Annotated in this window: 12 protein-coding genes, 1 tRNA gene and 1 pseudogene; 7 read left to right on the forward strand and 7 right to left on the reverse strand. The window is 56.5% G+C overall.

Annotation, left to right across the window (positions count from 1 at the left end; all coding sequences use genetic code 11):
- Window positions 1–16 precede the first annotated feature (16 nt).
- From AC1DBN_RS17050 to AC1DBN_RS17060, 3 genes are read right to left on the reverse strand one after another with little or no spacing between them, the layout of a single operon-like run.
- Complete coding sequence (locus AC1DBN_RS17050) at window positions 17–460, reverse strand: hypothetical protein (RefSeq protein ID WP_477723745.1); 444 nt, start codon at window positions 458–460, stop codon at window positions 17–19.
- Entirely contained in the window at window positions 450–1,487 is a 1,038-nt protein-coding gene (locus AC1DBN_RS17055) for a hypothetical protein (RefSeq protein WP_477723746.1), read from the reverse strand. The genes AC1DBN_RS17050 and AC1DBN_RS17055 overlap by 11 nt, the downstream gene beginning before the upstream one ends.
- On the reverse strand, window positions 1,484–1,972 hold the full coding sequence (locus tag AC1DBN_RS17060; protein ID WP_477723747.1) for a hypothetical protein: 489 nt from the start codon (window positions 1,970–1,972) through the stop codon (window positions 1,484–1,486). The genes AC1DBN_RS17055 and AC1DBN_RS17060 overlap by 4 nt, the downstream gene beginning before the upstream one ends.
- A gap of 195 nt (window positions 1,973–2,167) precedes the next feature.
- Here AC1DBN_RS17060 and AC1DBN_RS17065 point away from each other — a divergent pair.
- The 4 genes from AC1DBN_RS17065 to AC1DBN_RS17080 all read left to right on the forward strand — a co-directional run bounded on the left by AC1DBN_RS17065 (window position 2,168) and on the right by AC1DBN_RS17080 (window position 9,477).
- Window positions 2,168–2,244 (forward strand) — tRNA-Thr (locus AC1DBN_RS17065).
- 405 nt (window positions 2,245–2,649) lie between these two features.
- Window positions 2,650–3,357, forward strand: a complete 708-nt coding sequence (locus AC1DBN_RS17070; RefSeq protein WP_477723748.1) for a hypothetical protein — start codon at window positions 2,650–2,652, stop codon at window positions 3,355–3,357.
- 68 nt (window positions 3,358–3,425) lie between these two features.
- Complete coding sequence (locus AC1DBN_RS17075; protein ID WP_477723749.1) at window positions 3,426–6,452, forward strand: N-6 DNA methylase; 3,027 nt, start codon at window positions 3,426–3,428, stop codon at window positions 6,450–6,452.
- Between the two features lie 436 nt (window positions 6,453–6,888).
- Window positions 6,889–9,477 carry a DEAD/DEAH box helicase gene (locus AC1DBN_RS17080; protein ID WP_477723750.1) on the forward strand — a complete coding sequence of 863 codons (2,589 nt, stop codon included), beginning with the start codon at window positions 6,889–6,891 and terminating at the stop codon, window positions 9,475–9,477.
- Window positions 9,478–9,488: 11 nt separating this feature from the next.
- On the opposite strand, the gene AC1DBN_RS17085 is transcribed toward AC1DBN_RS17080, so the two are convergent.
- Window positions 9,489–10,412, reverse strand: coding sequence for a tyrosine-type recombinase/integrase (locus AC1DBN_RS17085; protein ID WP_477723751.1), 924 nt, complete (start codon window positions 10,410–10,412; stop codon window positions 9,489–9,491).
- Between the two features lie 513 nt (window positions 10,413–10,925).
- On the opposite strand from AC1DBN_RS17085, the gene AC1DBN_RS17090 reads away from it, so the two are divergent.
- Window positions 10,926–11,813, forward strand: coding sequence for a pentapeptide repeat-containing protein (locus AC1DBN_RS17090; protein WP_477723752.1), 888 nt, complete (start codon window positions 10,926–10,928; stop codon window positions 11,811–11,813).
- 44 nt (window positions 11,814–11,857) lie between these two features.
- On the opposite strand, the gene AC1DBN_RS17095 is transcribed toward AC1DBN_RS17090, so the two are convergent.
- Window positions 11,858–12,334 (reverse strand): hypothetical protein, encoded by a 477-nt coding sequence (locus AC1DBN_RS17095; protein ID WP_477723753.1) that lies wholly within the window; start codon window positions 12,332–12,334, stop codon window positions 11,858–11,860.
- A gap of 473 nt (window positions 12,335–12,807) precedes the next feature.
- Window positions 12,808–13,134 carry a helix-turn-helix domain-containing protein gene (locus AC1DBN_RS17100; protein WP_477723754.1) on the reverse strand — a complete coding sequence of 109 codons (327 nt, stop codon included), beginning with the start codon at window positions 13,132–13,134 and terminating at the stop codon, window positions 12,808–12,810.
- 235 nt (window positions 13,135–13,369) lie between these two features.
- Here AC1DBN_RS17100 and AC1DBN_RS17105 point away from each other — a divergent pair, with 235 nt between their 5' ends.
- Window positions 13,370–14,092 (forward strand): AAA family ATPase, encoded by a 723-nt coding sequence (locus tag AC1DBN_RS17105; protein WP_477723755.1) that lies wholly within the window; start codon window positions 13,370–13,372, stop codon window positions 14,090–14,092.
- A gap of 495 nt (window positions 14,093–14,587) precedes the next feature.
- On the forward strand, window positions 14,588–15,040 hold the full coding sequence (locus tag AC1DBN_RS17110) for a hypothetical protein (RefSeq protein ID WP_477723756.1): 453 nt from the start codon (window positions 14,588–14,590) through the stop codon (window positions 15,038–15,040).
- A 47-nt stretch (window positions 15,041–15,087) separates the two neighbouring features.
- Here AC1DBN_RS17110 and AC1DBN_RS17115 read toward each other — a convergent pair.
- Window positions 15,088–15,215: pseudogene (locus AC1DBN_RS17115) on the reverse strand (IS30 family transposase); the annotation flags it as partial.

Here is a 15,215-nt window from a genome sequence, read left to right on the forward strand (position 1 = left end):
TAAGGTCCCCAAAATTCTAGGAGTCCTCATCGTCGCTCCCAGCATGTTTATCGATAACCTCACGAAGCCGGGCAAGCGTTTCAGGCGACAGACCCTCTAATTGCCTAGCGGCAAAATTTCTTACGCGTGCCGTCCGCATTGACTTGAGCAGTGCAAGCTGGGCTTCCACCAGGTCCGGGACGTCTGCGGAATCGTCGAGAAGATACCGGCGATCTACCCCGAAGAATTCCGCGAGGTTCTGCAGCAGCTCGCGGTCCATGGCTAGGGAACTGTCGCCGCTTTTCATGTAGGCCCACCGTGAACGCGATAGAGGCGTTCCGCGGTTTGCCATTGCTTCGCTGATTTCCTTGTAAGACAGCGGGCCGGTTCCCCGGGACTCATACAGATCCAGCAGGAGGCTGATCTTCCGAGCGAGCTTGCCCTGCGGAGACTCTGAGGGAGCAGCCGGGTCATCTGCCACTTAGACCGGGTCTCCTTCCCCATCGTGTCGGGACCATTCGACCATCCTGCGTGCCATGTAGGGACGCCAGGTAGCTTTCAGTTCGGGACAGTGTCTGAATATCTGCTTCAGTCAGCAATGTAGCAGCGGTTGGGTCCATCAGCAGGGAATCTTGGATTTCAACCAGCATCCGGTGAAGTCTACGGGTGGCGTTGTTGCCCGCTTCGATGGCTTCGGCGGGCGGAGTCAAGCGTCCCTCCTGCCGCCCAGCAGTCGTTCTGTCCCACACAAGAGAGAGGTCTTCCAGTAAGCGAGCCTCAGTGCGCAGGTGGGCTCGGCGGAGGATCCGGCGGGCGACCGGAGGTAGGGCTAGCCCAGCGCAAAGAAATAGCATGGCCCCGATGAAGCTGGCGTCGTATAGGCCAGCCAGCATCTCCATAGTCGTGAGGTCCGCGAGAAGATGCGCGACATCCATTCCCAAGACAGCGAGCACTACCAACAAAGCCAAAGCGCAACCAATGCCAATGAGCGCGAAGGCAACACGGAAGTACAAAGTGGCCATCCGTCGTCGGAACCTGAAGCAGACATATCCCGTCACGCTGACCACCGCGCCAATGTAGACAAACTGGATGGCGGAGTAGAGCGCGGCGGCGGGTTGATCACCGAAGTCCAACATAAATCTCGTCGAAGTCCGCGGGGCGTTGATGAACAGGAACGTGAAGATCAAGCCCAGATCGACGGCGCCAAGAATTAGAAGACCACGACCGTCCGTGTGTCCGGGCGCATCGTAGAACTCTGCGGCACGGAGGATTGCCTGGGAAAGAAAGTAGATTCCCACAACCATCAGGATGTTCGAACAGAGGTCCAGGAAGTTGCGGCTCCCGAGTACAGAATCGCCGGCGACGTACACCGAATCAACGTTCAACGAAAGAGCCATAGCGATGGTCACAGCAGCTACAAGAATGCTGTGGTCTTTTCGGCTGCGTGCTCCGGGAAGCAGGCACAACACGAGACCCCAGATAAACAAAGCTGCGACGGCCTGGATCACCCGAAAACCTGTTCGAATGATTTCGGCTCCTGGGTGCTTTCACGGATAGCGCCGGCTAGAAGGTCTGCCAGTGTTTCTGCGGCGGCCTCCATGTCGTCTACGAAGCTGCTCCGCGCCAAGGCGCGGGATACCATCTCGCCATCGAGGTGTGGGAAAAGGGCGGCGGCGTATTCTGAGGAGATGCCCAATTCATCGTGGCGAAGGATCATATGGCCAAGCTCGTGAAGGACGAATTGCTGCCGGTGCAGCACCGAGTCCGTTACGGCGTGCAGAACGATCTCCCGTCTATCGGTGGATAGCCATAGACCACAAACGGACGTGCCGTTGAGAATGTTGGTGGCCTCGATCTCGATTATTCGACGGCGTCTCGCTGCCACAATGGCAATGAGCCCACCTAGGGTCACGTGGCTCGGTAGCCTGAGCGCTTGGAAAGCCTCCGCCGCAATTTCCGCAGGCGTTGATCCTTTTGATGTCTGCTTGTCCATACCGCCCCTCCTTGCAGCGGACAGCAAGTGTGACGGTCATCAAGGGCAGCCACAGCGGCGCGTTAGGCGCCTCGCATTCAATTGAACGCCCCAGCTCTGGACATGTCCAGAGGCGCCCACAGGTAGATTAGTCGTTCAGCTACTTCTTGGGTCGGGCCACGCGACCCGACACTGGTGAACGCCTATCGTCAGTCAGCTTTGGCGCCACTGCTGGCCCGTGGACCATTTCACTCGTAATGAAAAGGTCATCAGTTCGATTCTGATAGGAAGCTCGGGACAAACCCCCTAGAAGTCAAGGTTTCTAGGGGGTTTTTCGCTGGCTTGTTGACAAGCGGGGAATCTTATGGATTCCCCGCTTTTCCTTTGGTTTCCCGACATGTTCGTCACTTTTTCGTCACTTCCCCTGGACCACTTCGAGTGACCTGCAGCGCGCCAAGTAAGCCACTGCGATTCGTTGCTTGTGTCTCGTTGAGCGCTTGCTTTTGGCTTCGTTGCCTCACGCTGGGCTACCCAGCCACGCCTTACGGAGGACTGAAGCTGTTTTCCAGTAAGCTCAGATGTCGGCGGCGGCGTCCGGCTGGAACGGGCTTGCGCCCGGTGCCGTGAAACCCCCGCGTCTTAGATGGGCAGAAGACTGCGCTCATCTACCGCTACACCTGAAAGTGGAGTGCTTCCGCGTGTTGACCGCAAGCAATTTTGGGGAAGCTCTGAGGAGCCTCGGTTTTACGGACGAGCCCAATGGCTTGATGGCCATCACGGTGAACGGCGCTCGTATGGTCGCCGACTTTAAAAAGAAGCTGTTGATCTACCCCGAAGACAAGGGATTGAAGATCAACGAGCGACAGACCTGCAACTTTTCCGCTAATGAAAACTTCGTGGTGTTCGAATGCGTCTACAGGCTTCTTAGCAAGGGGTACGCCCCGAAGCACATAGAGCTAGAGCCCAAGTGGCAGGTGGGCCACGGCTCCAGCGGCGGCAGGGCGGACGTCCTCGTCAAGGGCAACGACGGCAAGGTCCTGCTACTCATAGAGTGCAAAACCTTTGGATCAGAGTTTGACCACGAGTGGCGAGTCACCTTGCAGGGCAAAGGGCAGTTGTTCAGCTACGCCCAGCAAGTCAGCGAGACTCAGTTCCTTTGCCTCTACGCTTCCACCTACGAGGAATCGGAAGTTCGGTACCAGAGCAACATCATCGCCCATCGCGATAACCCCAAGTACTTGGCCGAGAACCTTAGCTTGAACACTTTCTCCGGGGCGACGACGACCGATGATCGCTTCGCTGTCTGGAGGGATACCTACAAGCTCGATTTCCGCACCGTAGGCGTCTTCGAAAAAAACATTCAGCCCTACCAGATCGGCAAGAAAAGTACTCCCTTGACGACCTGAACACCATCTCCGAGAGCGACCGGAAGAAGAAGTACAACGAGTTCGCCACCATCCTTCGCCAGCACAACGTGTCTGGCCGCGAGAACGCCTTCGATAAGCTCGTAAATATCCTGCTGTGCAAGCTAGTTGATGAAGCCACAAACCCGGATGACCTGAAGTTCACCTGGAAGGGTGTGGCTTACGATACGCACTTTGACCTGCTGGACCGCCTCCAGCAGCTGTATCAAGCCGGGATGCAAAAGTTCCTGGGCGAAGACATCACCTACATCAACGAGCAAGACGTAAATCGTGCTCTTCGGTTCATACGCACGAACCCAGATGCTACCCAGCGAGCCGTCTGGGATCTCTTCATACAGCAGAAGTTCTTCACCAACAATGACTTCTCGTTTATAGACGTTCACAACCAGCAACTCTTCTACCAAAACGCCGAAGTCCTGCTCCAGATTCTCCAGATGTGGCAAGACGTGCGGCTCACCTCCGATGGCGCTACCTTCAACCAGTTTTTGGGCGACATGTTTGAGGGATTCCTAGACCAAGGAGTAAAGCAATCTGAAGGCCAGTTCTTTACGCCTATTCCGCTGACCAGGTTCATCATCCAGAGTCTTCCTATGGTTGGTTTGGTTACGGCCAGCAACGAGCCGCCAAAGGTAGTGGACTACGCGTGTGGCGCTGGTCACTTTCTCAACGAGTACGCCAATCAAGCCGCGCAGATCTTGCGAAGCGAGACGACGAGCGCCTCAGAGCTCGCCCGCTACCACGAGAACGTCTTCGGGATCGAAAAGGAATATCGCCTGTCCAAGGTGGCGAAGGTCTCCGCGTTCATGTATGGCCAGCCCGCCATCAACATTGTTTACGGCGACGCGCTTGTGCAGGATCATCCCTCATTCCCTGCCGTAGCTAACGGAACCTTTGACCTTCTGGTAGCCAACCCGCCATATAGTGTCCGAGGGTTTTTGGAAACTCTCCCGTTTGAGGACCGCAAGGCCTACGAGCTGACCAAGACCATCGATGAAAAGGCGCTCGACACTGCAAACCGCATTGAAGCCTTTTTTGTCGAGCGTGCCAAGCAACTACTACGACCAGGCGGACTTGCTGCCATCGTCCTGCCTTCTAGCATCCTGTCCAACAATGACAAGCCAACGGCACGAGCACGGGAAATTCTCCTGGAATCCTTCGACATCGTCGCGCTGGTGGAGTTGGGCAGTGGCGCATTCGGTTCCACTGGTACGACTACGGTKACTGCATTCCTAAGAAGGAAGGAAGGCCAGCCGGACACAGCCGTCCACCTTCGCGACAGAATCGCAGCTTGGTACGAGGACCCCGACGCTACCGACGTCTATCAAGACGAAGGTGTCATTGACGACTACGCTGAGCACATCAAGCAGGACCCCGCGGAATACCGCGAATTCGTGGCGGGTGGCTTACCGGCCACGTTGGAGGCATCAGAGCTTTTTCAGAACTACAAGCGTGCGTTCGAAGCGGACACGAAAGTAAAGAACCGCCTCAAGTCCCGAGCGTTTCTCAGGCTCTCAACAGAAGAAGCTCAGCGTGAAACCGAAGAGCTTTTCCGGAATTTTGCTGTCGCAATCGAGCGCGAGAAGCTGTTCTTCTTCGCCGTTGCGCGTTCGCAGCCCAACCCGGTTCTGATCATTCGCAGCCCCAGCGCTACCAAGGAAATGAAGCGTTTCTTTGGATATGGGTGGAGCAAAGCAAAGGGCAACGAGGGCATCCAGCTCATTACCGATGCACAGAATCGGCACATAACGCCGCTCTACGACGAGACATCACGGACCAACCCGTCCAAGATCAGCACGTACATCTCGGCCAACTTCGATGGCACGTTGGCGGCGCTGCCTGATGCATTGAAGAAGTTCGGCACCGTTGCTCCCTTGGAAGACTTAATTGACTTCGACGAGTCTGTATTCGATAAATCGATTTCATTGGCGCCCAAGTCTGAGCGGTTCGTCCCAGAAAGCAAGTTTCCGCTGGTTCCGTTGCGCGAACTGGCAGCCAACATCAATCGCGGAGCTTCGCCAAGGCCTATCGATGACTTCATCACGGAGGATCCTGACGGCGTCCCTTGGGTCAAAATTGGCGACGTCCCCCGAGGTGCCAAGTATGTCACCCAAACTGCGGAGAGAATCACCGCCGAAGGCGCAAAACAATCGCGAGCAGTTAAGAAAGGTGACTTCATCCTCTCAAATTCGATGAGCGCCGGACGGCCTTACATCATGGACATCAATGGATGCGTCCATGACGGATGGCTGATTCTCTCAGACCTGGACTCGTCGGTCAGCAAGGATTATCTCTACTACGTCCTTTCAGATCAGATTGTTCAACGTCAGTTTGACGACAGGTCCAAGGGACCGATTGTCAAGAACTTGAACATCGGTCGCGTAAAGAGCGTTCTGATTCCTCGCGCGGATGACGTCACCCAAAAACTGTTGGTCAAGGAAGCTAATGCTCTAGAGGATGACATATCCAAGATCCAAGACAACATCCTCAAACTCAACCAGGAGTTAATAGCAGAGGTTGCCAAGGCGGCAGCGCTGCCCTCCACTCGGCTCGATACCGTCGCCGAGAACATCCTCGTCACCGTAAATCCTCGGGAAGAGTCAGAGGCGGTTCGATATGTAGGTTTGGAAAGCATCCAAGCCCACACAGGAGAGATGAGCGACGTCGCGGGCTCCGAGATCGATGATCCTCAAAGCAGCAAGCGTCGCTTTGAAGCCAACGACGTACTGTATGGGAAGCTCCGGCCCGGCCTGAATAAGGTCGTTCAAGTCGACAGTCCCGGCATTTGTTCAACGGACATTCTTGTTTTCCGATTCACATCCGTCGAAGCGTCCACGTTCTACTCGCTGTACCTCAGGACTCCGGCCTTCAACAGCCAAGTCGTCCGCACGATCACGAACACTATGCCACGGACATCGTGGGACAAGATGAGGCGGCTTCCAGTCCCAAAGCTAAGCGAGGAACAGCTTGGCGAGTGGCTGACGAAGGTCCGGGGTCATAGGCGGGACATCGCCAAACTCGAGACAGAGTTGTCGAAGCTGATCACCAGTAAATCCGCTCTAGTGAGCAAGTTTCTGTAGCTCACGATGGCCAAATCCCATCTCCCAGCTCCGACCGAGGAAGACTCGCTGCTCCTCCGAGTCAGGCTGCGTTAGTGCGCAAAGCATGTGTGCGCTGAAAAGTGCATCTGTGCGCAGCACTAGCGTGTAGGTAGGATCCCTGACGATTGTTGAAGACCGGTTGCGGATGAGCTAATCCCTGTTGAAGATCTTCCAAGCCCCACGCGATCTCATTTATCAATGCTTGTGCGGAGACAACGCCCACATGCGTGAGAGGGATTTGGCCCGACGTGGCCGACTTACTGTCAGCCCTTTGATTGAGTTCGATATGGTGGTGTCTTCGAACAGCGGCGATTGTCTTGTTGGTGCCGCTAGTGTTTATGTGGCAGCACATGTAGAAAAACTATTAGTGAGCTCGAGTGTGCCCTAGAGTTTGCGACCGACATTGGGGGAAACGATGACCGACAACAACTCTTTTGCGTCCATGGGATTCAAGACGCGGGCTAAAATTGTCCGCAAACCCTCCAGCCCCGAAGACTTGTTTTCCGACTTGCCGCGTCGGCCCCAGGGAGTTCCCGCTTTATGGTCGCATCAGGCGGACCAGCTTCGGACGTATCACTCGCTATACAAGGAGTCGGCCAATGTCGCGCTCGAGCTACCTACAGGCTCAGGCAAGACCCTGGTCGGACTCCTGATAGCTGAATGGCGGCGTAGGGCCTTGGACCACAGAGTTGTTTATGCCTGCCCCACCGTTCAACTTGCCCGGCAAGTGAATGCTGCTGCCCTGAACGAAGGGATTCCGACAGTGCTTCTGACAGGCAAGAGCTCCAATTGGGATCCCCGTGAGAAGCTCATGTACAGCTCAGGCAAGGCCATCGCGGTCACCACTTACAACCACGTTTTCAACACCAGTCCGAAGTTCGCCGACGCTGGGACGCTCATTTTTGATGATGCCCATGCGGCGGAAAACTATGTAGCAGAGTCCTGGGCACTAAAAATCCCTGCATCCGGCAAAGCCTACGCTGCTTTATTGGATGTGCTTCGGCCTAGCCTTCCAGAAGATCTCGTGACACGACTCGCAGGGTCCGTTGCGCTTCCTGACCAGCCGGACATCGATGTACGCCTTCTTCCGGTCTCGGTGGTCGAGCACCACAAAACGGAGATAGAAACAGCGTTGCAAGCGTCATTGCCTGACGACGATAAGTGGAACTTCTCAAGGCTGAGGTCCAACCTTGCGTCGTGCCTCTTCTACGTAAACGGTCGTGGCATATATCTCCGCCCTATGATTCCCCCTACCTTCGATCACCCTGCTTTCGTTGATCCGGCCCAGCGGGTATATCTTTCGGCGACCCTGGGTCGTTCCGGAGAGCTAGAGCGCGCCTTCGGTATCGCCTCCGTCGAGCGTGTTCCTGTTCCAAAACAGTGGGACCGAACGGGCAGCGGCCGGCGGTTCTTCGTGTTCCCCGACTTCGTCAACCATCAAATATCCGCCCCGGACTATGACGGCTACTTCGGGGCAGACATCATGAAAAGAGGTAGCAAGCAGCTGGTCCTCACAACGAGTCAAAAGGATGCTGACATACTGGCAGAGTCTCTTGATCTCAAAGAAGACGGCAAGTTCGAAGTGCGGAACCCTGACGGCTTTTCTAACTTCCTAAAAGCCGAATCTGGCACTCTATTGGCGCCGAACCGGTATGACGGGATGGATCTAGCGGACAACGCCTGCCGCATGATGATGATGCTCGGTCTCCCTGCCTTCAGCCATATGCAGGATTCATTTTTTGATCAGAGGCTTAGGGCTAAGGAGGTCTTAGGGGAAAGGGTTCAAACCCGCATTGTGCAGGGTTTAGGGCGGTGTACTCGCGGACCCAAGGACTATGCGGTCGTTGTCGTCGAGGGAGAAGACCTCGTGCACTACTTGTCCCGCAAAGAAAACGTCAGTAGCCTCCCGGTCGAATTGCAAGCAGAAATTTCTTTCGGCATGACCACGAGTGATGTCTCCAGGGAGCACCTCTTGCAATTAGTCGACAGCGCCTTGAGCCAAAACGAGCTCTGGCAAACACAGGCGGAGCCTGAGATTGCCGATCTGCGGGCGTCCGCTCAGAAGTCAGAAAGCTCGGCAATAGTAAATCTTGGCGAAAATGCCGGTCGTGAGGTGCGGGCTTGGCGTGCGGCATGGGCTCAAGACTGGCAGGAGGCTGGGCGCCTCGCGGTCGATGTGTACGAACACCTAACTGATTCGGGACTCAAGTCATATCGAGCCCTCTGGGCCTACCTCGCTTATTCGTGGATTTCTTTGAGCAAGCCTGACGCTTCCTCAGAAACCTTGCGGAAGGCCACTGAGATGCTGTCTCAAGCTAACAGGGCAACCTATGGGACAACTTGGTTGAAGGAGTTGCAGACGTATGCTTCCGACAGCTTGCATCTCGACAGGGTAGATGAATCCGCTATTGACGCGATTATCGCTCACAAGGAGGGCCCAGTAGCCTCGGCCACGAAGTACGACGCAACCAGTAGCAAAATGAATGCTGCCCTAATGCAAACAGATTCCGCGGAATATGAGAGCGGCTTGCAGATACTGGGGAAACTGCTTGGCGCAACGGAATCCTACAAGCCCTCCTTCAAGGGCCGGACCGACTGTATTTGGATTTGGGATGAATGCTGGGTAACCATCGAGGCAAAGAGCGAACAACAGAGCGACGGTTTGCTGAGCATGGAGTATGTCCGTCAAGCCAATACACAACTAGACTCATTGGCGGCTGACCGAAAGGCGGAATCGGTGCCAGACGGCAGCTTTACCGTAGTCGCCTCGCCCCGTTTGGTGGTCGATCCTGATGCAGTGCCAATAGCTCGCGAATGGCTGTACCTACTGCACACGACTGAAGTGTTGCGGCTGGGGCTGGATGCTGACCGTGCATGGAAGGCCATCCGGTCAATCTCGACCTCGGACAGTGATCATCGGGCAAGAATTGCAAGGGTGTTCTGGGAACATGGCGTACTGCCCTCCCAGGTCAAGGAACGGATGACTCGTAACCCGGTCAAGTAGTGCGCATTCGACTAGGCCAACGCGCGGGCAACATCATAACCCGCAGCCTTCGTTAGGGAGTGTCTAGCACGGTCGTATCGGCGTGTGGTGCGGGGGTCAGCGTGGCCCATGCTGTCCTGGAGATCGTGCAGGGCAGTTCCTGCGTCCAGTGCCAACGTGGCGAACGTGTGCCGCAATGAGTGGGGGCTGATCCGCCCGTCAACACCAGCGGCTCGAGCCAGCCGTTGTACTGTACGGAACGCCTCAGAAGACGCCCACCGTTTGCCGCTGGCTGTCGTGAATAGCGGCGTACAACCGCCTGCCTTGCCTGCCACTAGGTCCCGCCCAGTGGTTCCGATGTAAGCATTCAACGCCTCCACTGCAGGTGCCGGCACGGCCACCTTGCTGGCCGTGCCGCCCTTGCGCCGGACGCCCAGCGTCCGGTGCCCGGTGTCGTGGCCGTAGTCTGTTGTGTTGGCATTCAGTGCTTCACTGAGCCGGATGCCGGTAAACAGCAAGAGGGACACCAGGGCGTGGGAGCGCGGGCCGTCAGCCCGTGCCGCCGCCAGCAGCGATCGTGCCTGATCTTTCGTCATGCCCTCGGTGCTGGAGTGGTCAGCATCCACCTTCGGACGCTTCACCAGCTCCACGGGGTTCCCTCCCGTGATCACGTCAGCCGATACCGCATAGCGGTAGAAGCTGGACAGTGCGGCCAGCTTGGCCGCAACAGTTGCCGGCGACAGGCCGGGCAGCGTATGCCGGTAGCCGTCGATAATTGGCCGCTTGACCGTCAGCAGGTCCATACCCCTGACGTCCAGCCAGGCACAGAAGTCGGTCATGCTCCGGCTGTAGGCGCGGAGCGTATGAGGTGAGCTCTGCGCCAGCTTCCATGCGGCAATGATGTGGCCGTGCCGTTGCTCATTCCCTGTCGGGGCACTGATCTGTTCAAGTTCCACACACACATGATAACTGACATTATCGTGTGCATTTCTCGGCTTCACTTCCCTTCTGGCCGTCACGACGTACGACGCACAGAAAGGGCGTGAACCAATTTCAATAGAACCCGTCCCTGCTGGAACTCATTGCCGGCATTATCGCCATAGTGGAAGGCGCAAGCCTCTTGGCCAACAACTCACTGGAAAACATTGCCCTTGCTTCCGTTATTTGGCTGTGGTTGCGGGCGGACAAAAGCATCTAGTCCCAGGGGTGGGGGGAGGGACCCTCAGCGACCCTTTCCCTCCCCGGTAGTGGTTAGCCCCTTTCGATGCGAACGGGTTAGAAAGCTTTTTGTCTGTCGCGTGACGGAACCCTGTGCATACAGGTCCCTCAGCTATGCTTCAGGCATGGTGCACTTGCCTAAGCATAGGTTGCCCCTGAAACGCCGATCATGGCCGGATCGGCCACTGCCCGTGAATCGGGCTGGGCATGGGCATTTACGGGCGGCGGCTTGGCAGTCGTCAGCGAAGGAGATGCATTCGCGGCAGCCCTCACGGCAGGCAAGCAATTCGGGCAAAGTACGTCGTGGGGCAGGCCCGCCCTGGTGGCTGCGTGACATTGTAATAGCTGGCCTGCTGGCGGGCCTGCTATTCGCCTCGCAAGTTTATGTGGACGACGCACGTGCTGACAGGGAGAGGGCAGCGGCCGTTATGGCGGCGACCTTGGCCGATCGCCGGGAGAACCTCCGATTTGTTCGTGATCACGCTTCACCACTTCTTGTGCCTCGTTCATTCGTCAGCATTGATCTTACTGACCAGAAGCTGCCAGGCCTGCTGCTCGAAGGGGCAGATTTTGGGGAGGGTTCCCTATCAGGCGCGGATATGTCGTATGCCTTCCTGAAAGGTGCACGCTTTCAGAACACCGATCTCGCGTCTTCAAAACTTGTTTTTGCTGGCCTTGAGGACTCGTTTATGAGTCACGCTAATCTCCATAGTGCCGACGTTAGCGATGCAAAGATGCAGCGCGCTGACCTGACGGATGCTGACCTGACCGGTGCATCGCTCAGGGACGTGGATCTCTCCGATGCAAATCTTCCCAATGCAAATATGTCAACTGCTAATCTCTCGCGTTCTATTTTGAAAAATGCGAACCTTCCCGGTGCAATTTTCTCCAAGGCGAAGCTCGTAGATGCGGACTTGAGTAATGCAAACTTGAGCCGAGTAATTTTTACCGGTGCAGATCTTTCTGGAGCAATCATTTCCGGCGCCGATTTTGAGGGGGCTGACTTGCGTCTTGTTACCTTTGAAACCGCACGTGGCCTTGGAAGTGCAAAGCTCGATAAGGCTTGCTTTGACTCCACCACTCGATGGCCACCGAGTTTTGACGTAACGTCGGTTGTCCGAGCGGCTTGCCCTGATTAGCGTCGGACCCGTGATACAAAGTCATCGATAAGGCCGAAGGCCGGCTACTGAAGCGGTGCTATCCTCAGTGAAATCAGCATGTTTTTCAACTTTGCGTAGTAGGGCGTCTTCATGAAAGCCTTCGCATCATCTACGCTCGCGAATTCTGGAATCGTCGTCGTAACGTATCCTAATCTTCCTGTTCGCCTACCCTCCATGTCTAGGACGACACAGTCGCCAAAGCTGTAGTCGCCTGTGGAATCTTCCGGACCTACAATTTTATTCGATACATAACATCCAATTCCATCCGCGGTTTGTTCAAAACCAGTTATTGCCATCGTTCCCCAGATCTTTGCACCCTCAATTAATGTGAAGGCGAAATGCGGTGCGGCATACGCTATTCCTTTTACCTTAGTTGACATTGGTAAATTAAGGGGTATTTCCTCTAAGGTAATTATGTGAGCAGCGGACATGCCACATGGACTAGCCCCTTGTGGTATGTCCGCTGCAAAGGATGCAACGCGCTGCTGGTGCTCATCCAAGACCTGCACACTAGTGCTGGATTCGCGGACAACGGTCCAATCTGCAGGGTATGCGAACGACACTTGGTTATGGGCATAGGTTTTCACGGCATCGTTCTGGGAGGAGGTGGGGAGGGGTCCCGCTTGCAGGGTGCTGCCCCCGGAAGCTGGCGCTGGAGCTGACGGGGTTTGGCTTAGAGGTGAGGGTGTGCTCGTACTGGCAGGTGACTGTGTGGTGGTTGAAGTGTCGATCGGGGCTGGAACCCTTCCCGGCCCACCGGTGCAGCCCGACAGGGCGACTGCTAAGGACAGAGTTAATCCTGGGCAAAGAATTTTGATCAGGCGCCCAGGGCTTCCTTGCCAACTCATTTGCTCAAGATAGACCCGTTGCATAACGCTGTCCATGCTGCTGACAGCATCCTTTGGTCTTGCGGCGTTGGGAGTTCGTGGGAAGACGTCTCCCTCCTTATGCGGGCAGCAGCACCAAGATCTAACTATCGCGGCGGGTCTCCTAACCTCATTGACCGGCGACCGCCACGATACGGTGCAGTTATGGGCGATGACTCTGCCTCGGACAACAACGACGTAGTGGAGACACCCAACACGGCTGCGATGTCCCAAAGCCGCTCATAGGCGACACTTTTGCGCCCCCACTCGATGCCGATGATCATGTTGCGGCTAAGCCCTGATTCCAGTGCCAAGGCTTCCTGTGAAAGGTGTTGGGCTAGTCGAAGCTCACGAATTCTTGCCCCAACTTGCTCCCTGCGGGCAGCCCAGCGGAGCGTCTGCTCTTCGGAGGACTGACGGGGACGGGTGGGCATGAATTAATGCCAACCAAAAATGACTCCCTTGTCTGCTCTACTAGTGATACATAGGGCGAGCGGTCATGGGTACTGCAAGGAAGCGAGGTCACGGTGGCGGATGTGCGGCGGCGAGGAACTGAAGATGGGCCACCTCTTTCAATCCCCGCCTAGTTAGGCATCAAATGTCGTGGCGGTCCCCTTCGCCGGGTCAGGCTGCTTGTTGTAAGAGCGCATTAGGTTGCAACAATAGGGCATGCCTCCACATTCGTTTCCGATCAGGCGCGTGGTCGAAGACCCCGGCCATCCGCTGGAGCGCCGTCGGTGGCCTGGAGCCCTGGCACCTGTCTCGCAGGTTTTAGACCACGGCCTCGATCTGACGCCGGCGACTATTCTCGTCGGCGAAAACGGGTCCGGTAAATCGACACTGGTGGAAGCCATCGCACTTGCCTACGGTTTATCGCCTGAAGGCGGATCTACGGGCGCTCGGCACAGCACGAGATCCAGCGAGTCAGTTCTCGCCGACCACTTGCAACTGGTTCGGAACGCGGGAGCCACACGGCGGGGCTATTTCCTTCGCGCAGAAACCATGCACGGCTTTTTTACCTACCTAGAGAACAACCCGAGCGCATCGGGTCCGAACATCCGGTTCCACGACATGTCACACGGAGAGTCGTTCCTTGAACTGGCGGTGGATAGGTTCCGAGGTGGCGGGCTATGGGTTCTCGACGAACCCGAGTCGGCGCTCTCGTTCGCTGGATGCCTTAGCCTCCTCGCGGTCCTGAAAGATCTCCTCGCTGAAGGCTCCTCCCAGGTCATCATGTCCACCCATTCCCCGGTCCTGGCAGCGCTCCCCGGTGCGCAGATCCTCGAGGTGGGCCCATGGGGTCTCCGTCAAAAGACTTGGTCCGATCTCGACCTGATCTCAAATTGGAAGTCGTTTCTAGACTCTCCCGAGAGATACCTGCGCCACCTGTAGGGAACGTCCGGCAAGGGATCGGCTTACGGACGAGAGTCACCGCCCTGCGGACGCCGTAGGCGACAAATCACGCCCAATGTGTTACCGCGCCGGTTAGTCTGCGGGTATGAAACCCCGCGGAATTCTCATCGCTGCTCGTCCTGGTAGTAATCGTGGTTGCCATAATTGTGGCTTGGGCAATTTTCGGTGGCCCAAGCGTCACGAGCTCCACGGCGCTCACCAGCGCCCGGTGACCGATCGGCTTGCGGGCGGGTAGGAGATAGGGTGGCCGCAAAAGGGGGCCACCGAATGCAATCTCTGAGCCATGAACCGGACAATCGGGCGGCTGTACCATTAGCGCGATCACTCGACGCCGCCGGCAGCAGAGTCACATCATTAGTCCCGCCTGGCTACGATCGGTATATTCGCATCCTCAATCCAATCGAAGCCTACGAGGGCGTCCTCCTTAGGTGGTCTGACGTCGTAAGCAGCGCAGGCCTAACGATAAGTCCATGGATGCAATGGAACGAAGTTTCAAGCCACGTCGACGCACTGCCTGCCAATAACGCACAGCCGAAGATGGGCGATCCACAGCGGACGGTCGCAGAAGCTCTGATCCGCGTGCTCGGCGTCGGGTCCGGCCGATATAACTTCGCCAGCTGGGAGGGCTATTCGGGCGAAGACGGCGCGGCCGTGATCCACTTCTCCCCGGTCAATCGCGGCATGGTGCTGTACTCGGGACGACTCCTCGATGAAGCGGGCGCCCCACTCATCCCGATAACGGCCAGCGGCCGGATTCCCATGTACTGGTGGCCGGACGACCTGAGCTGGTGCATAGGCCAGGATATATACGCCCGAAGTCTCATCATCGGTTGTGATCTCGCCACTGCCAGGAAGGTCCTGAGTGACCCAGAATTAGACGCGTACTTCATCCAGGAAACAGATAGCGTGGCGCCGGAGGACTTCTGACAACGTCGTGGTCCTCCGCCCGGTCAGGGATCGGCGGATTCCAGCGGTCATTGCAACAGGAGATTTTCGATCAGTTCGATCGGTTTCTTGAACTCTAGTCTTTTGCGTGGTCGGTCGTTGAGTTCCTGGGCGACCCAGTCGAGGTCTGCGGCGCTATGGATGCTCAGATCGGTGC

This window comes from Pseudarthrobacter sp. 10T415 (genome assembly GCF_056394175.1).